The organism is Synechococcus sp. MW101C3 (genome assembly GCF_002252635.1).
GTDB lineage: Bacteria > Cyanobacteriota > Cyanobacteriia > PCC-6307 > Cyanobiaceae > MW101C3.
This window is the reverse complement of record NZ_NQKX01000004.1, coordinates 266,075-288,719: the sequence shown is the minus strand read 5'-3', so window position 1 is coordinate 288,719 and position 22,645 is coordinate 266,075. Positions and strand designations below refer to the sequence as shown.

General features: G+C 62.2%; 24 protein-coding genes. 11 read left to right on the top strand and 13 right to left on the bottom strand.

The window, feature by feature from the left end; all coding sequences use genetic code 11:
- Positions 1-108: 108 nt before the first annotated feature.
- The 4 genes from CJZ80_RS06855 to CJZ80_RS06840 all read right to left on the bottom strand — a co-directional run bounded on the left by CJZ80_RS06855 (position 109) and on the right by CJZ80_RS06840 (position 2,684).
- Positions 109-843: a hypothetical protein gene (locus CJZ80_RS06855; RefSeq protein ID WP_094511457.1), complete on the bottom strand. Its 735-nt coding sequence runs from the start codon at positions 841-843 to the stop codon at positions 109-111.
- 121 nt (positions 844-964) lie between these two features.
- Complete coding sequence (locus tag CJZ80_RS06850) at positions 965-1,114, bottom strand: chlorophyll a/b-binding protein (RefSeq protein ID WP_094511454.1); 150 nt, start codon at positions 1,112-1,114, stop codon at positions 965-967.
- Between the two features lie 69 nt (positions 1,115-1,183).
- Complete coding sequence (locus tag CJZ80_RS06845) at positions 1,184-2,008, bottom strand: peptidoglycan recognition family protein (RefSeq protein ID WP_233132879.1); 825 nt, start codon at positions 2,006-2,008, stop codon at positions 1,184-1,186.
- Positions 2,009-2,315: 307 nt separating this feature from the next.
- Positions 2,316-2,684, bottom strand: coding sequence for an AbrB family transcriptional regulator (locus tag CJZ80_RS06840; protein ID WP_094511449.1), 369 nt, complete (start codon positions 2,682-2,684; stop codon positions 2,316-2,318).
- Positions 2,685-2,813: 129 nt separating this feature from the next.
- Between CJZ80_RS06840 and CJZ80_RS06835 the strand changes: the two genes are divergently transcribed.
- The 4 genes from CJZ80_RS06835 (at position 2,814) to CJZ80_RS06820 (ending at position 5,338) form a co-directional block, all read left to right on the top strand.
- The gene (locus tag CJZ80_RS06835) at positions 2,814-3,206 is read left to right on the top strand and encodes a DCC1-like thiol-disulfide oxidoreductase family protein (RefSeq protein ID WP_094511444.1); all 393 of its coding nucleotides are present in this window, start codon (positions 2,814-2,816) and stop codon (positions 3,204-3,206) included.
- A gap of 17 nt (positions 3,207-3,223) precedes the next feature.
- Positions 3,224-3,721, top strand: coding sequence for a hypothetical protein (locus CJZ80_RS06830; RefSeq protein WP_144036958.1), 498 nt, complete (start codon positions 3,224-3,226; stop codon positions 3,719-3,721).
- 67 nt (positions 3,722-3,788) lie between these two features.
- Positions 3,789-4,754, top strand: coding sequence for an ion channel (locus tag CJZ80_RS06825; RefSeq protein WP_094511436.1), 966 nt, complete (start codon positions 3,789-3,791; stop codon positions 4,752-4,754).
- Entirely contained in the window at positions 4,751-5,338 is a 588-nt protein-coding gene (locus CJZ80_RS06820; protein WP_094511433.1) for a gamma-glutamylcyclotransferase, read from the top strand. Before CJZ80_RS06825 ends, CJZ80_RS06820 begins: the two co-directional genes overlap by 4 nt.
- Positions 5,339-5,775: 437 nt before the next feature.
- Here the strand turns inward: CJZ80_RS06820 and CJZ80_RS15025 are convergent, their stop codons facing one another.
- Positions 5,776-6,234: a hypothetical protein gene (locus CJZ80_RS15025; RefSeq protein WP_144036957.1), complete on the bottom strand. Its 459-nt coding sequence runs from the start codon at positions 6,232-6,234 to the stop codon at positions 5,776-5,778.
- Positions 6,235-6,571: 337 nt separating this feature from the next.
- Between CJZ80_RS15025 and CJZ80_RS06815 the strand changes: the two genes are divergently transcribed.
- The 5 genes from CJZ80_RS06815 (at position 6,572) to CJZ80_RS06800 (ending at position 12,214) form a co-directional block, all read left to right on the top strand.
- Positions 6,572-7,567, top strand: a complete 996-nt coding sequence (locus tag CJZ80_RS06815) for an AAA family ATPase (protein WP_094511588.1) — start codon at positions 6,572-6,574, stop codon at positions 7,565-7,567.
- Between the two features lie 6 nt (positions 7,568-7,573).
- Positions 7,574-9,922: a S8 family peptidase gene (locus CJZ80_RS06810; protein WP_094511430.1), complete on the top strand. Its 2,349-nt coding sequence runs from the start codon at positions 7,574-7,576 to the stop codon at positions 9,920-9,922.
- A 420-nt stretch (positions 9,923-10,342) separates the two neighbouring features.
- Entirely contained in the window at positions 10,343-10,963 is a 621-nt protein-coding gene (locus CJZ80_RS15020; RefSeq protein WP_144036956.1) for a hypothetical protein, read from the top strand.
- A 340-nt stretch (positions 10,964-11,303) separates the two neighbouring features.
- The gene (locus tag CJZ80_RS06805; protein WP_094511428.1) at positions 11,304-11,756 is read left to right on the top strand and encodes an antitoxin Xre/MbcA/ParS toxin-binding domain-containing protein; all 453 of its coding nucleotides are present in this window, start codon (positions 11,304-11,306) and stop codon (positions 11,754-11,756) included.
- Complete coding sequence (locus tag CJZ80_RS06800) at positions 11,756-12,214, top strand: RES family NAD+ phosphorylase (protein ID WP_094511425.1); 459 nt, start codon at positions 11,756-11,758, stop codon at positions 12,212-12,214. Before CJZ80_RS06805 ends, CJZ80_RS06800 begins: the two co-directional genes overlap by 1 nt.
- 183 nt (positions 12,215-12,397) lie before the next feature.
- Here the strand turns inward: CJZ80_RS06800 and CJZ80_RS06795 are convergent, their stop codons facing one another.
- From CJZ80_RS06795 to CJZ80_RS06785, 3 genes are all read right to left on the bottom strand, one after another.
- Positions 12,398-13,438 carry a hypothetical protein gene (locus CJZ80_RS06795; protein WP_094511420.1) on the bottom strand — a complete coding sequence of 347 codons (1,041 nt, stop codon included), beginning with the start codon at positions 13,436-13,438 and terminating at the stop codon, positions 12,398-12,400.
- Between the two features lie 21 nt (positions 13,439-13,459).
- The gene (locus tag CJZ80_RS06790; protein WP_094511416.1) at positions 13,460-14,065 is read right to left on the bottom strand and encodes a hypothetical protein; all 606 of its coding nucleotides are present in this window, start codon (positions 14,063-14,065) and stop codon (positions 13,460-13,462) included.
- Positions 14,066-14,468: 403 nt separating this feature from the next.
- Positions 14,469-15,443 (bottom strand): SDR family NAD(P)-dependent oxidoreductase, encoded by a 975-nt coding sequence (locus CJZ80_RS06785; RefSeq protein WP_094511412.1) that lies wholly within the window; start codon positions 15,441-15,443, stop codon positions 14,469-14,471.
- 91 nt (positions 15,444-15,534) lie between these two features.
- On the opposite strand from CJZ80_RS06785, the gene CJZ80_RS06780 reads away from it, so the two are divergent.
- On the top strand, positions 15,535-17,613 hold the full coding sequence (locus CJZ80_RS06780; protein WP_158217443.1) for a class I SAM-dependent methyltransferase: 2,079 nt from the start codon (positions 15,535-15,537) through the stop codon (positions 17,611-17,613).
- Between the two features lie 82 nt (positions 17,614-17,695).
- Entirely contained in the window at positions 17,696-17,893 is a 198-nt protein-coding gene (locus CJZ80_RS06775) for a hypothetical protein (protein ID WP_094511406.1), read from the top strand.
- Here CJZ80_RS06775 and CJZ80_RS06770 read toward each other — a convergent pair.
- The 5 genes from CJZ80_RS06770 to hypB form a co-directional block, all read right to left on the bottom strand.
- The gene (locus CJZ80_RS06770; RefSeq protein ID WP_094511402.1) at positions 17,860-18,645 is read right to left on the bottom strand and encodes an ABC transporter ATP-binding protein; all 786 of its coding nucleotides are present in this window, start codon (positions 18,643-18,645) and stop codon (positions 17,860-17,862) included. The two genes, CJZ80_RS06775 and CJZ80_RS06770, sit on opposite strands and share 34 nt — an antisense overlap.
- Position 18,646: 1 nt before the next feature.
- Entirely contained in the window at positions 18,647-19,417 is a 771-nt protein-coding gene (locus tag CJZ80_RS06765; protein WP_233132878.1) for an ABC transporter permease, read from the bottom strand.
- Positions 19,418-19,419: 2 nt separating this feature from the next.
- Positions 19,420-20,448: an ABC transporter substrate-binding protein gene (locus CJZ80_RS06760; protein WP_094511394.1), complete on the bottom strand. Its 1,029-nt coding sequence runs from the start codon at positions 20,446-20,448 to the stop codon at positions 19,420-19,422.
- A gap of 83 nt (positions 20,449-20,531) precedes the next feature.
- Positions 20,532-21,938 carry a type III glutamate--ammonia ligase gene (gene glnT, locus CJZ80_RS06755; RefSeq protein WP_094511392.1) on the bottom strand — a complete coding sequence of 469 codons (1,407 nt, stop codon included), beginning with the start codon at positions 21,936-21,938 and terminating at the stop codon, positions 20,532-20,534.
- The gene (gene hypB, locus CJZ80_RS06750; protein WP_094511390.1) at positions 21,938-22,645 is read right to left on the bottom strand and encodes a hydrogenase nickel incorporation protein HypB; all 708 of its coding nucleotides are present in this window, start codon (positions 22,643-22,645) and stop codon (positions 21,938-21,940) included. The genes glnT and hypB overlap by 1 nt, the downstream gene beginning before the upstream one ends.

Below are 22,645 nucleotides of genomic sequence, written 5' to 3'. Positions count from 1 at the left end.
GGCCCCAACCGCGCCATCGAGAGCATCGAAGCTGAAACCATCAACCGGCTCCGGCCGGTTTTTTATGGCGCATGACCCTGCAGTGAGCTCAACACTGCATGGCCCGGATCAGCCCTGATACGTGGTGATCGTGGAGGTCACCTGCAGAGGTTGTTCGGCCTGGCTGTCCACCTGAAAGGCCATCCAGGTGGTGTCGACGGAGCGCTGGCGCTCGATCAGCGGGAAATCCACGCGGCGCCGCTCGTAGGTGAGGCCAACGCAGCGCAGGCTTTCCTCATCGGCCATCAACGACCACAGCACCTTGATGCCGGCGCGGTCGTAGGCGAAGGGGGTGTCGCTGAAGCGCAGCTCGGGGGTGAACCCGGGCAGGCAGCGCACCTGTTCATTGGTGGCGCAGGAGAGGTAACGGCCGTCGTCGGTGGGGAAGAACCAGCAGGTTTCGTTGGCTGCAGCGGCGAGCGGGACACTGTCGAGCAGCCGCAGCTGGCGGGGTTCCGCCTGCGGCGAGGCGTTTTCACTCTCGAGGTCGTAGACGCTGAGCCAGAGACGCTCGGCCGCGAAGCGGGGAATGGTGGCGTTGCAGAGCAACCGCCGGGCCGGCGAGCTTTCGGCGGAAGCGTCTGGCAAGGCTTCGAACGGATCGTCGCCGGCGGCGTTGGCCCGGCCGGCACTCACCAGCTCATCGAGGGAACCGTCCCAGCCGGGGGGGCAGCGAAAAATCCTGAGCGACTGGGCCTCCGTGATCGCCTCGTGCTGCTGGGCCAGCAGCTCTGACCACTGGGGCGGCCCGCTGGAGGCGCCGGTGGCGCTGCCGTGAAGAACGAAGCAGAGGGCGTGGGCCATAGCAGGGAGAAGGGGGCGTGGGCGACCGGATCAGGCAGGGCTCAGCTCCCAATAGCAAAGCCCACGGCAGGTGGACCGCCCGAGGCGATCGACCTGCCGTGGGCAGTGGGTGGGCCTGGGTTCAGCCGAGGCCGATCTGGGAGAGGATGCCCTGGCCGGTGAGCAGCTCGGTGCCGAGGCCGATCACGAAGCCGAGCATCGCCAGACGGCCATTCCAGGTTTCGGCGAAGGCAACGAAACCGAAGCGGGAAGGGGTGGTGCTGTTGGTCATGGGGTGGGTAGCGAGGTGCTTCGCAAAGCGTAACAGAAATCTTTGAACTTCGTTACGAAGCCGCCGCCATCAGTAGGTGGCCCGCTCGGTGTCGTAGGCGGTGAAGCCGCAGGCCTTGGCGGCCAGGCGGTAGTGGGCCATGAACTGGTCCCAGCGGAAGCTGCGCGGGTCGTAGCGGGAGTGGCTGCGATCGACGGCGGCGTGGGTGGTGAGGCGGCTGAGCGGGATGCCGAAACGCGCCTGCCAAAGCAGCACCTGGGCGGCGGCGGAGCGGTATTGGGCATCGGTGTAGCCGGAGTGGCCGGGGGTGTCGCCACGGCCGTCGGCGGGTGACACCAGGGCGAGGTGCAGCGCCACGTTGTTGACCGAGCCCACTGAGGTGGGCCGGATCCGCACCGTGAAATCCCCGAAGGCCGACATGCCGGCGCCATAGGCGCGGTTGGCATCGGGAACGATGCGCAGCCGATCGCCGGCGGGGTTGATCACCAGGTGGTAGCTGACCTGGTCGTTGTCGTTGGGGTGCGGGGTGCGGAACAGGGCCAGGGTCTGCGCTTCATCGATCACGGTTTCGTGCAGCACGATCAGGGCCGGCCCGGCCGGCACCGCACGACCGAAGGCATCAGCGGGCTGGCGTTCGCCGAAGTTGGTGGGATCGGCGGGCTGGTTGCGTTCCGGCGCCAGGCCGATGGCGGCGGCGCAGCGGGCCAGCTCGGGCTCGGAGCGCCGCGGCAGGCCCGGATCCGCGAGGGTCTGCACCTCCCAGCTGGGGCGGGGGCCATCGGATCGGGGCGCCTCGGGCCCTTGCCCCTGGCAGCCGCTGAGCAGGGCCGCTGCGGCCAGAGCCGCCAGCCAGGGTGCGCGGGTGGAGGAGAACCGAACGCGTGGATGTTCCATGGCGGCCATCCTCAGAGCTCGCCGGCCAGAGATCACACCAACGTGTCGATGCTGCAGCACCAAAGGCTGCAATCAGACCGGAACAAAGGAAATGCCGCCCGAGACATTTCAGGCATGGGCGCCAGAAATGGTTCGAACGGCAGGGGTGGCAGCAAACCAGCGCAGGGGTGGCAGCAAACCGGTGCAGATCTAGACGAAGGAAAAACGCGCGGCTAGAAGCAACGCATGGGCCAGCGCTAGAACCAGATCCGCAAGGAGCGACAGGGGCGGCGACGGAATCAGGGGCGTTGTGCCACCCCCTTGGAGCTCATTCGTCGGCTTCTTCGCCACCGACGGGCACGAGGCGGATCTGCTTCTTGCCGAGCTTGATTTCGAACTCATCGCCGGGCTGCAGACCGAGGATGGCGGTGTAGGCCTTGCCGATCAGCAGGTTGCCATTGAACTGGACCTTGGTGACGTAGCTGAGCTTGCGCCCGCCCTGACCAACGCCATTGCTGCTGGCGGAACCGAGGCTGACGCCCTTGGCTTCCAGCAGTGCTTCGTAGAAGGCCGTGAAGTTGAGACGCTCGCTGCCGTCCTTTTTGGTGCTGACGTACCCAGCGGCACGCACAAGCTCGGATTTACCGACATCACCAAGCTCCTTGACTTTCGCCAGGAGATCAGATCCGGTGAGCATGGGGTTGTTGTGTAAGACAAGGTCAATATAGCCACACGAGGCAATCGCTTGCCAGAGGGTTCCTTTCAGCCAGCCCAATCCGACCGCTCTCCCCTGCTTCCTAAGATCGGACCTGTTGGAAGTTGCCCAGTGAGCGCCGATCCCCACACTCCAGCGTTGCAGTTGGTGTATGACGGCGGCTGCCCTTTCTGCCGCCATTTCGCCAGCACAAGTGAGCTGCGCGGAGGAGTGCCCCAGCTCACGATCATTGACGGCCGCGCCGATGCGGAGCTCCGACATGCACTCCAGCAACAGGGATTCAACCTGGCAACCGGTGCCGTGTTGATGGAGGGAGAGCGGATCTGGCACGGCGCTGACGCGGTGGCAAAACTGTGCAGTGAACTGGAGCCCAGTGACGGCTTGTTAAGGCTGTTGCAGGTGATCTTCGGCAACCCGGATCGCACCCGTCTGCTCTATCCCGCGCTGCTGCTCGCTCGCCGCCTGGCGCTAGCTGCCAAGGGGCTGCCGGTGGATCCCGGCTGAAGGGCCGAAAGCGGCAGATGGCTTACGCTGCAGGGCAAGTGGCCGGAACGCTCTTGAGCTATCTGCGCGAGATCATGGGGCGGCTCAAAGAACGGGCCGAGGCTGATCGCCGCAGCCAGGCGGCACCGGCTGAGCCCCTGACGGCTGGTTCCACAGGCGGCAAGGTGCCGGCGCTGAGTGGGGCCGTCGAGCAACACATCGCCAGCTACCGCCAGCATCTGAACGCCTGCAGCGATGCCATGCTGCTGTATGAATGGGCCTGGATCGACGACCATCTCTCCAGCCTGCGGCTGTCGTCTGGGCATGAACCGATGCGCCAGGCGTTGGGCGGCAGCACAGCGGTGGATCAGTTGCTGCAGGAAACCAACGCCTTTCGCCAGGCGCTGCGCGAGGTGATGCAGGCGCGTGATCTGGAGCCCAGCAACCGCACGGCGCCGATCGAACCGATGGAGCATGCCTGGGAACTCAGTCATCCTGTGATACGGGAGGCCTGGGGGATCGAACCCCACAGCTGAGGCCTGAAAGTTGCCCGCTGGCGGGCTACAGCATGCGCCCTCCTGCCGCACGCCATCGCACCGCACCATGGCCCGCTCTCGCCCACGCTCCCGCCCCAGCGCCAGGCCCCGGCGACTGAGGCCGATCCACCTGCAGCGGGAAGAGGGGGTGTACCGCACCGACGAGATCGATCAGATCTTCTCGTTATGGCGCGAGCCCTACCGGCTGATGCTGTCGTGCCCATGGTGGGGCTTCCTGCTGCTGATCGCGGCCGGGTATCTGGCGATCAATCTGCTGTTCGCCGGGCTGTATCTGCTGGATCCGGCCGGCATCGGCGGCGTGCCGGAAGGGTCGGTGGCCGGCTTCAGCGAGGCCTTTTTCTTCAGCGTGCAGACGCTCGGAACGATCGGGTATGGGGTGCTGCACCCCCGCTCGCTGACGGTGCATCTGCTGGTGACCTTGCAGGCGCTGGTGAGCCTGATCTTCACGGCGGTGACCACCGGGCTGGTGTTCGCCCGCTTTTCACGCAGCAAGGCGGAGATCCTGTTCAGCGAGATCGCCACGGTGCAGCCGTGGAACGGGGTGCCGTGCCTCACCTTCCGCATGGCGAACGTGCACCACAACAGCCTGGTGGAGGGGCACCTGAACGTGTTCCTCGGCATGGACGAGTACAGCACGGAGGGGCAGCGCATGCGGCGCGTGCATACGCTCAAGCTGGTGCGCAACCATGCGTTTCACTTCCGGCTGATGTGGACGGTGATGCACCTGATCGATGAGCACAGCCCGCTGGCGGGGCTGGAGATCGAGGAGCTGAAGGCCCGCCATGGCGAAATCCTGGTGTCGTTCCACGGCATCGACGAAACGGTGCGCAGCCCGGTGTTCGCGCGGATGTCTTACCCCGCGTCGCAGCTGCGGCCTGACGAGACCTTCGAAGACATCGTGCTCGACCAGGGCGACGGCGACCGCTTTCTCGACTTCAGCCGCTTCAACCTCACCCGCCAGCGCCCGCCCGCCACGCCACCCACCGATCCCACCCCCGCTCCAGCCCCATGAACGCCACCGGCCCCACCCACCTGGTGTTCGTGTACGGCACGCTCAAGCGCGGCCAGGCCAACCACCACTGGCTGGTGGGCGCCGAAGCCCTGGGCCGCACCCGCCTGCAGGGCATGGCAATGCACAACCTGGGCCCCTACCCGATGGCCGTGCCGGTGCCCGCGCCTGCGCCCGACTCAGCCACTACTCCCCCGCCGCTGCTGCACGGCGAGCTCTACCGCGTGGACGCCGCCGGCCTGGCGCGGCTCGATCTACTGGAAGACGTGCCAAATGAATACCAACGGCAGCGCCGCCCGTTGGTAGACGGCCAGGAGGTGTGGGTGTACGCCGGCGAACCGGAACAGGCCGCCCACTTGCCGCCGGTGCCCTTCGGCGATTGGGGCACCACGCCGGTGTTCATTCCGCGTGAGGGCGATGGCGCCAACCCTGAGGCGGTGCCCGCTCAGCGCGATGACGGGCAGTGGGGGGTGGTGATGCACCTGGGGCCGGAGGAGTTGGAGGGGGTAGGGGATGCGTTGATGGTGACGGGGGTGTTTGGGGAGAGGTTTTGGGTGGTGGGTGGCGTGGGGGATTGGGGGATGTAAGTTAAACGTTGCGCTTGGCAGTTGTGTGCAAGCGGGGGCGGAGTTGCGATTCACACGGTGGCCTGTGTGGGGGCAGGAAGTGAATCTGAATGCGCCTATCGCCGTTGCGTTCAAGGCGCGGAAAAGGATTGGGTGATGGCCATTCAGTAGCGGACCGAACACTTGGTTAGCGGATCCGCATAAGGTGGAACGCGCTCGACTGGGATTTCACAAGCCTCTTGCTGTGACAGGGTTTTTGGCGTTACAGGCGCAGATGGTCGGGGTGGTTATACGGTCAAGCCTGCTTCCATCAGGGCGATTACAGGAACCGCCCAATTACTGTTATATGGATTAGGCACTCTATTGCTAAGTGATGAAAAGTGCTAGATGGGTGGAGGGGTGGGGGTGCGACCCCCACCAACTTACGCGTCTTGGAAGCATTGCCTCAACATCTCAAGTCACCTACCTAGTGCGAGAACGCCCTTCTGGGCTTTCCCTCCATGCGTAAGATTCCCCCACTGGCAGACAATAATCATCAATACAAATAGAATGATGACATCGAGCTTGGCTTGAGCACACACCATATGTAGGCCTCCAAAGATGGAAACAGATACGGAGGGATTGCACTCAAGTAGGGTGAACTTGAGACTCGGCGCAGCTTTTGCACCAAGTCTTTGGCCAACAGGCCAATCCAACTTTAGCATGCGTTTGCCCAAAACAATGCAAGAGCAAGATCCAGCATGCTGACTGTTGGATGCCTTCACGGTCTTTGAGCGCCATCTAACATCAAGATTCAGCGGACGAGGTACAACAGTTCCCTGCAAGTTCCATTCACCCTGCTCGCCACTGATCTTGAGCGTTCGCAGGATCAAATCCAGCTTGCCTAGACTTTCTTGGCCAGGCTGGATCTGCGCCACCCACCCCCATCTCACACAATTGCTCCGGGGAACCTATTTCGGCGCCGGCGACGGGCACTAAGGTTGGTCAGAACGCAAGGAGCATCCCTCGGCGAGGGGTCTCATGCCAGAGCTAGTATCCTGAAAAGATCACACCCTTTAAAATGGTTGGCTTGTCAAGATCTGGCAATCGGCCCATCAGGAGCTATTGTAATCCCAGTATACAACCTCACAATGTCATGGCCCCAAGCATGACACCCTTCCAGTTAGTACCAATTACATCGGCTACCATCATAACAACGGTGTGGCGTGGCCGTCTCTTTTGCACATGGCCCCATTGGGGAGAGAAATAGTAATCATGGCCTCCGCGAAGCTACTTAGGCAACTGATTAAAACGGGAACAGAAGGCAATCATGATGCCTTCCATCGAGTATCTGAGCAGCTTATCCAGGAAGAGCGCGAGAAGAATCATCATTTGCTGGCAAATGATCTTGAGAAAATTCTTTACGGCCGTCGGAGCTCGTCAAGCAATGTGCACTCACTCTTGGCCAACCGATTACCCAAGGAAAAAGAGCGTGGCCTGCCATTATTGCAACTAAAGGAGCCGGTGAGGCGACTAGAAGATGTTGTTCTTTCCGACGCGAATTCATCGCTTGTGGACGAGGTCTTGCAGGAGCATCATCGCAAAGATGCGCTCGAGTGTTATGGCTTGCATCCGGCCGATAAACTTCTTTTTTGCGGTCCTCCTGGCTGCGGAAAGACCCTGACCGCCGAGGTGTTGGCAAGCGAGTTGGGGTTGACCCTCGCCATTGTGCGAATTGACAGCGTGATGTCATCCCTGCTCGGAGAGACGGCATCGAATCTCCGTCAGGTCTTTGACTTTGTTTCCGCTGTGCCGATGGTGGTGTTGTTCGACGAGGTGGACACCATGGCCAAGGAAAGAGCTGACGAGGGAGACCATGGGGAATTGAAACGGGTGGTGAATGCTTTTCTACAAATGCTCGACGGCTATGAGGGAAAGAGCTTGCTGGTGGCGGCAACTAACCATGAACGTAGTCTCGACGCCGCAGTTTGGCGGCGGTTTGATGAAGTGCTGGTGTTTGAGTCCCCCAATCTAGAGCAATTGCGGCGCCTTCTGAGTGTGAAGCTGCGGGGTTTCCGTCGTGAGTTTGAAGTGGACGATCCCCGTATCGCGAGTATGTTCAAGGGCATGAGCCACGCAGATGTGGAGAGAGTAGTGCGCCGTGCCGCGAAAGACATGGTGCTAAGCGGCAAGGAATTTCTCAGTGAGCGCCATCTTCAGGTGGCGATCAAACGGGAAGATGCTCGCACTGTCCGCTGCAACAGAAGCTGAGGGGCAATGGCAGAAGATTTTCCCCATCTAGCGCTGCAGCGGGAAACTCCAGTCACTAACAAGCGCGCTGGATCACCTCCTCGCATCAATGCACCGGACGATGTTCGTGCACACAGCCTTCGCTTGCTAGATCACCTAACGAGCGCCAGAGAGCAATGTGCAAGTGATGAGGGAGGGTTTGATGACCGCAAGCTGATCAAGTTTTCTGTTGACAAGACATTCAATCCTGATGATATCAAGAAGATTTCGTCATCAATTGAATTCGTTAGTCAAGAGCAGGATACCGTAGTCATTGGCTTTGCCAGCGATGCGGCACTTGCTGATTTTGAACAGCGACTCACCACCATGGCAAAGGGTGAATCGGTGACGTATAAGCAGGTTTTTTACGCCTTGAGAGGTCTTGATGGTTGGAGCCCGGAGGATCGTAAAGGGTGGGCTCTGAAGACCTTGGGACTTCCAGCGACTGATGAATTCTTGCTGGATGTTGAACTTTGGCCCCTGGAGGATCACCCAAACAGGCGTACGCTGGAGGATATTGCATTCGAAACTTGGTTGAGAAATAATGCCATCTTGAAGAAGGACAAAGTCGTTCAGCCCGCTTTGAGTCTTTTCCGAGTGCTTTGCACTGCGAATCAGGCGGAGTTACTGCTTCGAAATCGAGATGTGCGTTGTGTCGATTTACCGCCAAACTTCCGTCTTGAGCGGGCTGCTATATTTCAGGATCTGGGAGCTCTCCCGGAAATTCAGGGGCCAAGCGACCACGCTCCAGGAGTTGTGGTTCTCGATAGTGGGCTTGCCACTGGTCATGTTTTGTTGAAGGCCGCTGTGGGAGAAGCAAAAAGCTTTCTCCCTGGAGAAGGTGCGAATGATGAGAATGGCCATGGCACTCACGTGGGAGGTCTTGCTTTGTATGGGGATTTCGAGAACTGTTTAAGCATCCGAAGTTTTGTTCCAAGGCTGCGCCTATTCAGCGGCCGAATCCTAGACAAAGACAATAGCAACAATACAAGCTTCATCGAAAACCATATTGAACAGGCCGTGCGCTATTTCAATTCGACCCATGCTTGCAAGGTTTTCAATCTTTCATTTGGCGACAGCAGTAAACCCTACACGGGTGGCCACATTAAGGGGCTCTCCGTGGTTCTGGATACACTTTCAAGAGAGCTGGATATTCTTTTCATAGTCTCTGCCGGTAATCATTGCATCGGAGAGGATTCACCAGAGGGTTTGGGTTGGAGAGAAAGCTACCCCCACTATTTATTGAGGGATTCATGGCGCATCATCGAGCCAGCCACGGCTTTGAATGCTCTGTCCGTAGGGAGCCTAGCCAGACATAATCAAACCTTCAACAGCCAGCGTTATTCACATGATCCATCTGAGTTGCCTATAGCCCAGCCTAACCAGCCCTCCCCCTTCACACGCGCCGGCCCTTCAGTAGATGGAGCCATCAAGCCCGAACTTCTTAACTATGGAGGAAACTGGGCTATCAACACAAGAGCTGGTTACTCACTTCTAGAGCAATCAGGGGGGCTGGGTGTTGTTTCAACTCAGCAGAATCCGGAAGGCTCCAAGATCGCCATTAAGAACGGAACCAGCATGGCCGCTCCTCAGGTTGCGAATCTTGCGGCTTCTGTTCTGCTGGAGCAGCCTGAGGCGAATAGCAACTTCATTCGGGCCTTGCTGTGCCTCAATGCTGTGATGCCTTCTCGCTGTCAGGATCTGATTGATCAAAACAAGGAGTTTCGCAGGGTGTGTGGTTATGGGAAGGTCGATGAGCGAGCTCTGTTCCGTTCACTAGAATTTGCGGTCACCCTGAAAGCAGAAGGGGCAATCGAGAATAAGAAGCATCACTTCTATGAAATTCCACTTCCGCCTGAGTTTGCCAACGGCGGCAAACGTCGATTAAGAGAAATTGCCGCCGCTCTCGCGTACACGCCACCTGTTCGTTCGACTCGGACGAAGTACAGGGCGACCCGAATTGATTTTCGCCTAGTCACCGGTCCAGATCTTGATTATGTCACGACAATGTTTAATAAGGCAACTCAACAGGACGACTATGAACGAATTCCAGAATTCAAAGCCGGCCTGATCGGCCAACAAGCGCGCAGCAAGGGGACGAACCAAGCTGATTTCTGGCAATTTCTCCAATTCAATGCAAACTCCAAGCTCCGCAAGCAAAAGCTATTCGTTGTCGTCACCCGCAATGATCATCCTTGGGGCGAAAGCCTCTGCAATTATGAGGAAAACTACTCTTTGCTGGTGAGCATGCGCGACTGGGAGAATGAAAACGCCCGGCTTTACACCCAAATCAAGGCCCAACTCGAAGCCAAGCTTCGGCTTAGGGTCAGAGCCTGATCTTGATCCTGATCCTGTGCCAACATCTCAAATCCGAAACTGCCGACAAGCCTTCAGCTACTCCATCTGTGTTTTCAGGTGTGTCGCGCCCTCCCATTAACGAGATTTGCAGGACCCACACGATTCTTGTGATTGTCAAAGCAGCTGCTCACGAAGCGTATGGATACCGACCAGACGAGGTCCGACAGCCGGACAGTTCCAACTTATCCCCGCTCACGATCAGACTTCGTCTTGCGCTGAGTCCTACCAAATGAATCGTTTTGGAATTCAACTCTCGTATCTTGTCTGTATGCGAAGACGCTTCGAACAAGCCCCTCGAGTGGACAGGCCACCTCAGTATCTCAGCTATGCCACCACCCGCTCCATGCCTGCCACTCAGGGGCAGCGTTAGCCTTACACCATACGCGTGGGTCTACGGACGTGGCAACTCCTACTGAACCTTTTTGGGCTGCTCCAGCGCTCCTTGCGGCATTCATCGCTGCTCTGGGCTTCGTAGGCAAAACGACAGCCGAGTTGATTCTCCAGGTGCGTGAGACAGCCAGAGATCGCAGGAGTCGGCTGACGGAGCTCTACGCATTGTTGCGAGCTGGAGACGCGGCGTATTCGGCTCAACGGGAACTTGTCAAACGCCTTGCTGCTCAGCTAAGGAGACGACTACCAGAAACATCTTCTCTACCCCCAGGAGTTGATCGGCTGTTTGTCGCGATCTATGCAGAAATGAACGAGGAGGAGAGGCAGCTTCATGCGTTGATAAGAGCGATTACCGTTCACACGTTCCGCCCTCTCAACCAATCTCTCCTTGAGTGGCTGCGTACAGACCGCTTTTTTCGGGCGGCTCCGCCTTCTCACCGCCATTTAGGAAAGCTTGCAGTGTTCCTTGCTCAACTTGAGGCTCACCTAGTTCTCTGGGTTGCCAAGTACGAGGCCTGGATATCTGACCAACCTGAGCATGCACTTGTGTTTTTGGCCGATGAAGAGAAACATGGCGTGGGCTTCCCAAAGAATGGAGTCTTTATTCTTGCTAAGGTTCTTGGTCACTGAAAGCGCCAGTGAGACGGCTAACGTCAAGATACAGCGGGCAGGGCATAAGGTTACAGTTGAATGCATGGAACAAGTAACCACCGCTGATCTTGAACGCTGGGCCTCTGAGGGAATCGATATCACATGCGGAGCACTCGGCAACAATCGCCAGCAGGAAAAGTAGCTCCGCAGTCGTTGAACTATCCGAAGGCCTAAACGCTGGCCTGCTCTTGCATCTTGCTTTGCTCCTATTGACAAGAGGTTCAGGGTGCAGCTTGCGATGGCCATGGGCCTCAGAAATGCTGATCGCCCAACAAGCCGCAACAACCGCAACGCCAGATGGCGCCGCTAACATTGCCATATGGCAAGCAAGACATCGCTGGCACCTTTCTCCTCCAGCCCTGACCAGGGAGGACCGGCCTCAATCTTGCGCCTGCCAGCAGCCAGTTTGGTTGAGCTTCGCGATGCTGTCCGCAGTGGTCTGCCGTTCTCCGCGTTTGTAGCGCTCACAAAGGAACTCGACATTTCCCCGCAGCACTTCACAGCAGTTTTCGGGATCCCCCCTCGAACCGTCGCCCGCAGGAAGGAGGCGCGACAGCTCAACCCCCAGGAATCTGATCGGCTTTATCGGGTGGCAAGGGCGGCCTCGCAGGCCGTCGAGGTGCTTGGCTCCATCGACAAGGCCCGCGTGTGGCTGAAGACTCCCAACCGTGCACTGGGCTACGAGAGGCCTCTCGATCTTCTGGACACGGAGATCGGCGCGCGACAGGTGGAAGACGTGTTGCTGCGCCTCAACTACGGGATCTTTAGCTGATGCGCGTCTGGCGGATCTGCCGCAAGCCCTACGTGGATACAGCGCTTGATGGCATCGGCGGAATGCACACCTCCGGACGCTGGCACACCAAAGGACATCCCATCGTCTACACCGCCACCTCTGCGGCGCTGGCGGCACTTGAGCTGCTCGTGCATGTCGATCCACTCACGGCTCCGGCCGATTTAAGACTGCTCGCGATCGAACTCCCTGATGACCTGTCCACAGAAGTCCTCGAAACGGGCTCGCTGCCGGAGGGCTGGCATTCGGTGCCAGCTCCAGCATCACTGCAAACACTCGGGTCGTCGTGGCTCACGAGCGGGCGCACTGCAGCATTGAACGTGCCGTCCGCCGTCATCACGGTCGAACGCAACATCTTGCTCAATCCTCGGCATCCGGAAGCGCAGCGACTACGCGTCAGCTGCGATGAACCGTTCACGTTCGATACGAGGCTCTTGTGAACGGGAGCCAGTCAGCAAGCTCGTGTGGATGCTGTTTACAGGACTGGGCGTGCACTCAACTCGGTGGCGACGTGAGGGAGGCCGAACAAGCACTTCTCGCGGAGAGGCCACCACAAGCTCATGACATACACATCCATACACTCCCTGCTGGCCAAGCACTGGCAATGCTCAAACCCAGATATCTCACAAGTTATAATTCATATGATCCTTGTACTGAACATAAAGCCCCTCCAGTCTCGTCATCAGCTTGCGTAGACGCTCTGTTCCATAAGGGCCGGCGAAATGGTGGCTTTGTCGTTCGGTGAGGAATGAGAGGAAGTCTTGGGGGTTGCACGACTCCTTGCCGTGCCAGCTGTGGAACTCCAGGTGAATCTTTCTCTCGATCACCAGAATGTTCTCCAGCCGGGTGGCCAGATCTTTGCGGGTGTTGAGGTCAAACAAGTGATGGCCATCGAGCTGGAAATCCGTGGTGGGCTTCTGGACGCGATTGGTGATCGCGCAGCGGCCGTTGGCCAGCTTCTTGGCGGCCTCCTGCGCCTTGCTCACATGGGCATCGAAGGATTCCAGGAACTTCCTGCGGTGCTCCAGGCAGGGTTCCACCACTTCAGACACGGCACTCAGCCAGGCCTTGCGGCTTTTGGAAACGCTGCTGTTCTCAGCCATATCGATGGCCAGGCGGCCGATTCCCTTCTGGCTCCAGTGCTCCACACCGTCAAACTCATCGAAATGGGTTCCCTTCTTCAATGGCTCCGTGCCGGTGTAGGAATCGGATCCCAGTTGCCGCTTGCGTGAGTTGTTCAGCCCTTTGCCATTGGTTTTGAGCACATTGATCACCTTGTTGCGGTGCAGATAGATCAGATCATTGGCGATCAGCACACTGTTGTCGTTCAAGGTTTCCTGGATGATTCGGCGCTCCACCAGCAGCTGCCGCATCTTGGCCTTGCGCTTGGTGATCGCCTCCACAAACAACTCCTTTACGAAGCTGAAGATGTTGCTACCAGATTTCTCCTTCAGATAGGCAGCAATCGCCGTGACCCCCTCTTCGTAGAACAAGCGGCTGCTGGTGGCGCGGTTACTGCCCGATGCATATTCAAAATGCTCGCCTTCTGCCAAGTCCCACTCATCATTCCCGTGCCGATCAAAAAACGCGACGACCGCATAGAGCTTTTTCATGCTGATGCCCAGCAGCTCTGCCGTTTCCGTATCCGTGAGAAGTTCTCGCATGGCGGTTGAAATGGTCGTCACTTATTTGAAGTAGGCCAGCAGGGTGTCTCTCATCACCTGGAGTTGCTGAAACACGCGGGGATCTCCACCGTGATCAGGGTGATGAATCTTGGCGAGCGATCTGAACACCTCGTTCACGTCGTCGACAGAGGCCGTTTGTGAATCAAGGCCAAAGGCAATCCACGGCCTGAAATTCTCGAGCACATCGATTCCATTGATCGTTGTAGGGCCAGTGAGCGAGCGTTCGTCTTCCGGAACGCCGATCCATTGCCGGTAGAGCTTCAACCAATCGGCGCGGCTTTTCAACACCAGATCTTCTCCTGCCATAGCCATCTGGAAATCCTTGTTGGCCCTCAGCGTCTTTACATCAGCACAGCCAAAATGCTTGAAGACCGCACTCTTGAGCTGGGTCAGCGTCAGAGGCTTCGGCTTGGCTGGCTTTGCTGTCTTCGGTGGTTTCGGTGGCTTGGGCTCCTTCTTCTTGTGGTTGGCCACAACAAACCGAGCAAAGCCCTCCAGCAGGGACTTGTCGATATTCTCACTGGCCGCTAACCGCGTAATCTCTGCTTGGATGTATGAGTTGAGCGACAAGGCGGGCTCTTCCGCTGATCCCTTGGCTGAAGCCATGGAACAGATACAGGAGAAAGGGTTTGCATAGAATAGGGGAACGAAAGTTTTTACATCTCATTGATGACATTCTTTGCAATGCGGCCGTCAATTTGCCGTACAAGCACCGCCAAGGCGAGATGCATGCTGGTGTGAACCGATCTCGCTCAGCGACAGATCCAGGTGAGCGAGCCGGAGTGCATCATCTTTTGAATAAACAAGGCGCCGCCCTTCTGGCAAGTCAGTCATCGACTGCATGAGATTCGGGCTGGCTTCCCGAGATGCTTCTGGAGCGTGTACGTCGCAGGTCAGTCAGAGGGCCGATGGACAGCTGGTGTGGGTGCTCGAGACAAGGCACACCAAGCAACGGGCTATGCAGCAGCTGAGCCTTTCGTCACGCCTGTTCCCCAACCCACCGGCGCCTTCACCCCACCACCCCCTCACTCGCCACCCATAACCGTCGCGCCAGCTCCGTGTCCTGCCCTTCAACACTGGTGGCACTCGCCTCGAACACTCGCCGGCCTGGGCCAACCACGCGGTTGCGGTGGAAGCTGAAGCCGTTGGCGGCGTAGGTGGGGTCGCAGCAGAGGGCGGCCAGCAGGGCCCCGGCGGTTTCCACGCTTTCGGTGAGGCGCAGCACGGAGCGGGCCGCGAAGGCGAACAGGCGTTGGCCCAGTTCGTTGCTCTGGCGGCTGTAGCGCCAGAAGCCGCCCTCGCTGGTGGGCGGGATCACCAGGCCCGGGCTCCAGCTGAGCACCGGCAGCGGCGTGCCGGCCTCCTCCATGCGGCGCGCGAACTCACGGGCGAACAGCACATTGCAGAGCTTGCTGTCCTTGTAGGCCTTGTCGGCATCGAAGCTGCTGCCATCCACCATCAGCACCGGCTGCCCCGCCTGCAGGCCGGCCAGATCGCCCAGCCCCGCCGGTGAGCCCACCTTGCCGCCGGCGGTGAGCGGGTCGTGCACTTCCGACGCCGTGACCACCAGCCGCGGCGCCTGCCCGGCCAGCAGCAACGGCGTGAGCTGCTGAGCCAGCAGGAAATGGCCCAGGTGGTTCACCGCAACGGTGAGTTCATGGCCCTGGGGCGTCAGCCGTGGTGTCTTGGCGCCGGCGTATTGCAGGCCCGCATTCAGCACCAACGTGTCGATCGGCTGCCCCTGCGCCAGCAGCGCCTGCCCGCAGGCGCGCACGCTCTCCAGATCGCCCAGGTCGCACACGGCCACCGCCGGCGCCGTGCCTCCCCCGGCGCGTTCAGCCAGCTGCCGCTGGGCCGTCTCGGCCGTTGCCGCATCGCGGCACAGCAGCGTGAGCGCGTGGCCGGCCTGGCACAGCCGCACCGCCGCCTCGAAGCCGATGCCGGAGTTGCCGCCGGTGAGCAGCAGGCGGCGCGTGGCAGCCATGGGCAGACCCCACCAGGTGCAAAGGGCGCCAACCCTAGAAACCGCCGGCTTCACAATGGAGCGCGCAGCCCTTCCGCCGGCCGGTTCGCTCATGCAGTGGCGCGCCACGATTCGCCGCCTTGAACGCAATGGCCTCGGCCTGCTGCTGTTTCCCCTGCTGGTGCTGCGCCGCACCGTGCACCTGCTCGGCCGCACGCTTGAAGGGCTGCTGTGGCAGGAGCTGATCGCCAACCAGCCGCTCGACAGCCAGCTCGGCAACCTGCTCGCCTTTCTGCTCTTCTCCGCCTTCTGCCTCTGGGCCACCTTGGAAGGGGTCGTTCCGTATGTGATCGGCCTGCTGCTGTTCCTGCTGCCCCTGGAGCTGCTCGCCAACCAGCTCGGCCATTCCTGGCGGCCGGAGTGCCGGATCCTGCTGGAGCGCTGGGGGGATCGGCTGTCCTGGCGGTGTGATTCCGCCGGCAGCCACGAGCAGCTGGAGCTGCAGCACCACGCCCTGTCCGCCGTGCTGATCCGCGCCGCCCCGCTCGCCCTGCCGCTCGGCGAAGCGCGTCCGCAGGGCTGGGATGTGCTGCTGGCGGTGCAGGATCCTGCCCGCGAGCTGCTGCTCGACCGTCAGCCCACGCTCGCGATCGCCTGGCAGCGCGCCTTTGCCCTCGCCCGCAAGCTGGCGTTGCCGTTGCGGTTGGCGGACACCGGCGGGGCGGCCGGCCTGGAGGAAGCGGGGCCGCCGGCGAGCGTGTGGGCGGTGGTGGAGGAACAAGGCGCCACCCGGATCTTCCGCGACCGCAGCACCGTGAGCGCCTCGCAGTGGTGGAGGGCGTTTGTGCACCAGGGCGGCTACCTGCTGTTTCTCGCCGTGCTCAACACCGTGATGGTGAAGTACGGCGGCTTTCTGGTGTGGATGCTGGGTCCGCGGCTGGGCCTCACCGCCCCCACCACGCTCTTGCTCGATCTCTCCCTGCCCGGCCTGCTCTCGCTCGCCCTGCCCGACGGGAGCGTGATCCAGGCGCTGCTGGTGGTGGCGGCGCTCGGTGCCGCCGGCTTCGGCAGCTACCGCCACTGGAGCCGGCAGGAGCTGCGCATCGATGCCGAACACGTGGGCGTGTGGCGCACCGGCCATGCCGCCGTTCACCTGCCCACCCGCGTGGTGGTGGCCGCTTTGCCGCTGCACCAGCCCGAGCCCCAGGTGCTGCTCTGGAGCGAGCGCCGTCCACCCGTCCAACTGCAGGGCCTCGCCGGTGCCCGCGAAGCCGCCGCCCTGGCCGGCGCGCTGCAGGCGGCGCTGGAGCGCTGGAAGCCGGTGGCGGAGGCCATTCCGGCTGCAGAGCCTGAAGCTCCCGACGGCAACGAGCAGCAGCGGATCGTGAGCAGTGCCGCTGCCCTGCCGCTGCAGCAGCGGGCCGACTGGTATGTGCCGGCCGCTGCCGCCTACGACGCCGTGCGTCCCGGCTACCCGCCGGCGGTGATCGAGCAGGTGGCGGCACTGGCCGGGGTGGGCGAGGGTTCAGCGCTGCTGGAGCTGGGCTGCGGGCCGGGCACCGCCACCGTGGCGTTCGCGCGGCGCGGCTGCGCCATCACCGCTCTGGAGCCCAACCCCGCCTTCGTGGCGCTGGCGCGCGAGCGTTGCGCCGGCTTCGGGCGCGTGCGCATCGAGCCGCTGGCCTGCGAGCAGTGGCCGGTGCAGGAGCAGGCCTTCGACGCCGTGCTCGCCGCCAGCTCCTTTCACTGGATCCCCGCCGGCCTCGGCTCGCGCACCGCCGCCCGGGCGCTCAAGCCCGCAGGCGCCCTGATCCTGCTCTGGAACAAGGAGCTGCAACCCTCGCTCGCCCTGCACGAACGCTTCGCCGCCAGCTACGCCCGCTTCGCCCCCCACCTGCACCGCCGCGAGAGCGACGCCGAGCAGCAGGCGGTCCTGGAGGCTCTGGTGCGGCAGCTGGTGGATCCCGCCCTGTTCACCACCCCGCAGGGCGGGCGCGTGCAAGTGCAGCTGCGCTACACGGCGGAGCACTATCTGGCCCTGCTCAGCACCTACTCCCCCTACCTGCGCCTGGAGCCCGGCCCCCGTGAGGCCCTCTTCGCCGAGCTGCGCCGCCTCATCGACACCGAGGCCGGCGGCAGCGTGGAGCTCACCGGCCACTCCGCCTTTCACGTGGCCCGCAAACGCGGCTGACCCCCACCAGAACGCCCGTCACAGCCATAGAATCTGTTCACAATGAACAGACATTGAGCGTCGAATCCGCTCAGCAGAGGCCATGCCCCGCACCCTTCGCGATCCTCACCACCACGCCATGCTCGTGTCGCTGCAGCGCCGCTACCGGGCCGCCATGCACACCGGCAACGTGAGCGCCAAGCAGGCGCTCTACCGCGAGGCCGTGTATCTCGGCATCCAGCCCGCCCTGCTGCATGGCGGCAGCGATCACACCGGCGGCAGCGGCGTCACCGCCTCCTGACTCAACCCCCGCAGGCAGCGGGCCAGGTCTTCGCGCACCTCCAGAAAACGGCGGTCCACCCGCAACGCGCCCAGATCGCTGCGGTCGAGCTCGGCTTCCACCGTGCGCACGATCCGGCCCGGATGCGGCGCCATGATGTGCACCCGCTGGGCCATCAGCAGCGCCTCCTCCAGGTCGTGGGTGATCAGCAGGGCGGTGAGCCCGGTGCGGTTCCACAGCTGATAGAGAAACTCCTGCATCGATTCGCGGATCTGCAGGTCGAGGGCGCCGAACGGTTCATCCAGGAGCATCACCTTCGGATCGGCCGCCAGGGCGCGGGCGATCGCCACCCGTTGCTGCATCCCGCCGGACAGCTCCCGTGGCAGACGCCCTGCCGCATCCTGCAAGCCCACCACTTCCAGGAAATAGCCGGTGCGCTCACGCACCTCCCGCGCCGGCCGCCCCTGCAGCTTCATGCCGAAGGCCACGTTGTCGGCCGCCGTCATCCACGGATAGAGGCTGTATTTCTGGAACACCATGCCGCGGTCGTGGCCGGGGCCGGTGATCGGACGGCCGTCCATCAGGATCGTGCCGCTGGTGGGCCGATCGAGCCCGGCGATCAGGCGCATCACCGTGCTCTTGCCCGATCCGGAGCTGCCCACCAGCGCCACGAATTCCCCCGACTTGATGTCGAAGCTGATCGTGTCGAGCACCTGCTTGGCAGCACGGCCCTGCCCGAAGGATTTGCACACCGATGTGAGCGAAAGATGCATCTCAGATGGCCCAGCGGCAGGTGCGGCGCAACACGAGTCGGAACAGCAGGTCGATCACCAGACCGATCAACCCGATCACGATCAGGTACGCGAAGATCTCATCGGTGCGCAGGAAGCGCTGGGCCAGGCTGATGCGCTTGCCCAGCCCCTCGTTGGCGGCCACCAGCTCCGCCACGATCACCAGGTTCCAGGCGGCGGCCATGTTGATGCGGTACGCATCCAGCACCTGGGGCGCGATGAAGGGGGTCACCACGCGGGTGAGGATCTGGAAGCGGCGCCCACCCATGGTGAGGGCCGATTCCAGCAGTTCGGCCGGCACGAACTTCACCGCATCCATGATCATCAAGGTGTTGAAGAACAAGGTGCCGATGAAGATCAGCAGCACCTTGGGCAGCTCCCCCAGGCCGAAATAGATGATCAGCAGCGGGATGAAGGCCGGCGCGGGCATGTAGCGGATCAGGCCGATCAACGGCTCCAGCAGCCGGCAGATGATCCGGTTGCTGCCCATCGCGATCCCCAGCGGCAACGACACCAGCATCGAGAGCGCATAGCCGCCCAGCACCCGGCCGATGCTGGCGATCGCATCGGCCAGCAGGATGCCCGCCTCCGCCTGGGCGGAGCCCGCCGCCAGCACCGCCGCCGGGCTGGGCAGAAACAGCTTGTCGACGCTGCCACTCGCCGCAATCAGCTGCCACACCACCAGCACCGTGAGAATGCCGAGCACACCCAGCACCCACGGATGGTCGAGGCGTCGCCGCAGGCCCGCGCTCAACTTCACTGCGCCGCGTCCACGAAGCGCGGATCAAACAGCTTGCTGAGATCCGGCGGAGTCTTGGCCAGACCCACCTCCTGCAGGAAGGTGCTGATCTGGGCGGCGGCGAACGGCAGCGAATCCATCGTCTCGCCCGGCTTCATCGCCTGGCGGTTCTGCTCCAGCGTGAAGATCGTGGTGCCGGCGTCGTACTCGGTGTACTCCGCCTCGCTCACGCCAGCACGGGCGGCCAGGATCGCCAGGCTCGGGGCCGGGTTGGCCTTGATCTCCGCCAGGGTGGCGAACCAGGCGTTCACCACCTTCTGCAGCTGCTCAGGATTCTTCTCCACGAATTCGGTGCGGCACACCAGGTGGTCGCTGATCGAGCCGGGGAAATCCTTCGACGAGAACAAGGTGGTGCTGCCCGGACGCTTCAGCGCCTGGGTGGTGAAGGGCGCGAACACACCCACTGCATCCACCTGGCCGGCCACGAACGCAGCGGCGGCGGCGCCGGTTTCCAGCGGCACGAAGGTGATGTCGGAGGCACTCAGGCCCGCCTTCTTCAGGCCCAGCAGCAACAGGTAGTGATCGACGGTGCCTTCTTCCGCCGCCACCTTCTTGCCTTTCAGATCGGCCACGCTCTTGATGCCTTCGGCGGCGATGATCTGGTCGTTGCCGGTGGAGTTGTCGTTGGTGAGCACCACCGTGAGGGCGGCGCCACCGGCGATCGAGCTGATCGTGTCACCCAAGGTCTGGCTGTTGCAATCCAGCTGGCCGGCATTGAGGGCGTTGATCGAATCGAGGTAGCCGTCGAACCACTGCAGGGTCACCGGCACGCCCGCCGCTTCAAACAAGCCCTTTTCTTCGGTCACCTTCCAGGGGATCCAGCCCGGCCAGGCGCTGTAACCGATGCGCACCGGCGATGCCGAGGTTTCCGCCGGCGGCTGCTGGCAGCCCACCAGCAGGCCACCGCCCAGCAGGGCCGTGAGCAGCAGGCTGGTGGTGCGCCGCAGCCTGAGGCGCGGGAAGCGGAAGCGGGAGGGTGCGGTCATGAAGAAACGGGTGTGGGGGAATGGAGCAGAGCCGGGGGGGCTAGAGGAGGCGGCAGGTGCTGGGGCTGGCGCGGGCGGGCATGTCAGAAGAACTCCAGGTAGTGCTCCAGCTCCCAGGCCGAAATCGCGCCGTGATAGGCCTCCCATTCCGCCCGCTTCAGTGACACGAAGGCGTCGAACATCGCGGGCCCGAACACCTCACGGCAGAGCGGATCGGCGGCAAACGCCTCGACCGCTTCGCCCAGGTGGCGCGGCAGCGTGTGCAGCCCGCGCTCGGCCCGCTCCGCCGCGCTCAGCCGGTAGGCATTCACCCGGTTGGCGGGGGGCGGCACCAGCTGCTCGCGGATGCCTTCCAGGCCTGCCGCCAGGATCAGCGCCGCCCCCAGGTAGGGGTTGCAGGAGCTGTCGGCGGCGCGGCACTCCACCCGCCCGCCAGCGGAAGGAATGCGCAGCATGTTGGTGCGGTTGTTGTTGCCGTGGCAGATGAACACCGGTGCCCAGGTGAAGCCGCTCATGCTCCCCTGTGCCACCAGCCGCTTGTAGCTGTTCACCGTGGGGGCGATCACGGCGCAGATCGCAGCGGCATGGCGCAGCACCCCGGCGATGAACTGCTCCGCCAGCGGGGTGATCGCACCCGGTTCGCCACTGCCGGGATCGAACAGATTGGCGCCGCTCTGCACATCCGCCAGCGACATGTTGAAGTGGGCGCCGCTGCCGGTGCGGTGCGCGAACGGCTTGGGCATGAAGCTGGCGATCAGCCCATGGCGGCGGCAGATCTCCTTCGCCATCAGCTTGAAGAAGGTGAGCCGGTCGGCCATGGTGAGCGCCTCGGCATAGGCGAAATCGATCTCGAACTGGCCGTTGCCGTCTTCGTGATCGAAGGAATACACGCCCCAGCCCAGGCCATTCATGCTCTGCACCAGCTCATCGAGCCAGTCGAGGTTGTCCAGCAGGCCGCCCAGGTCGTAGCAGGGTTTATCGAGCGTGTCGCGGCCGCTGGCCGGCACCAGGGTTCCATCGTCCTGGCGGCGCAGCACGAAGAATTCGGTTTCGATGCCGAGGTTGAAGCGGTAGCCCAGCGCCGCCGCCTGCTGCCGCACCCGCGTCAGGATCTGGCGGCTGCAGGCCTCGAACGGGGCGCCGTTGAGCTGCAGGCTGCTGGCCAGCCACACCACATCACGGCGCCAGGGCAACACTGTGGCGCTGGCCAGATCGGGGATGGCCGCCACTTCGTCGTCGCTGACATCCTGCGGCACGCCATCAAGCGCCGCCCCAGTGAACAGCTCCGAACCCGACAGCATCGAGGCGAAGTGATCGAGCGGCACCGCCTTCGCCTTGCCGTTGCCGTGGATGTCCACGAAGCTGGCCAGCGCATACTTCACGCCGCGGCTGAGCAGATCCACCTGCACGTCTTCCCCCACGCCTGCGGTCGTCGGCTGAGGCGCCGATGGCGTCGCTGGCAGCGGTGCCGATGGGCTGGCCAGCTCCATCAGGCGTTCACCAGGGCCGGCGGCTGGCTGGCGGCGTGCTCACGCACCGTGGCCAGCAGCCAGCGGTGCCACTCGCCCATGCCCTGGCCCGTGCCGGCCGACACGCGGAACACCTGGGCGCGGGGATTCACCGCCCGCACATGCTCCTCGATGCGGCTCACATCCGCCGGCACATACGGCAGCAGATCGATCTTGGTGATCAACACACAATCGGCCTCGCGGAACATCACCGGATACTTGAGCGGCTTGTCATCGCCTTCGGTGACACTCAGCAGCGCCACCTTGAGGTGTTCACCCACCTCGAATTCCGCCGGGCACACCAGATTGCCCACGTTCTCCACCCACAGCAGATCCAGCGCCGCAGGATCGAGCCGCTGCTGCAGCAGGGTGAGGCCGCCGCTCACCATCGCCGCATCGAGATGGCAGGCCCGGCCGGTGGTGATCGGCACCACCGGCACCCCCACCGCTGCCAGCCGGTCGGCATCCAGCTGGGTGGTCATGTCGCCCTCCAGCACCGCCATCGCCAGCTCGGGCGAAAGGGCCGTGATCGTGCGCTCCAGTAGGGAGGTCTTGCCGGCGCCGGGACTGCTCATCACATTCAGGCAGAGCAGCTTCCAGGCATCGAAATGCTCGCGGTTGTGGTCGGCACGGTGTTGATTGGCCGCCAACAGGTTGCGTCCGAGTGTGTCTTCCAGGGGCATGTGCAT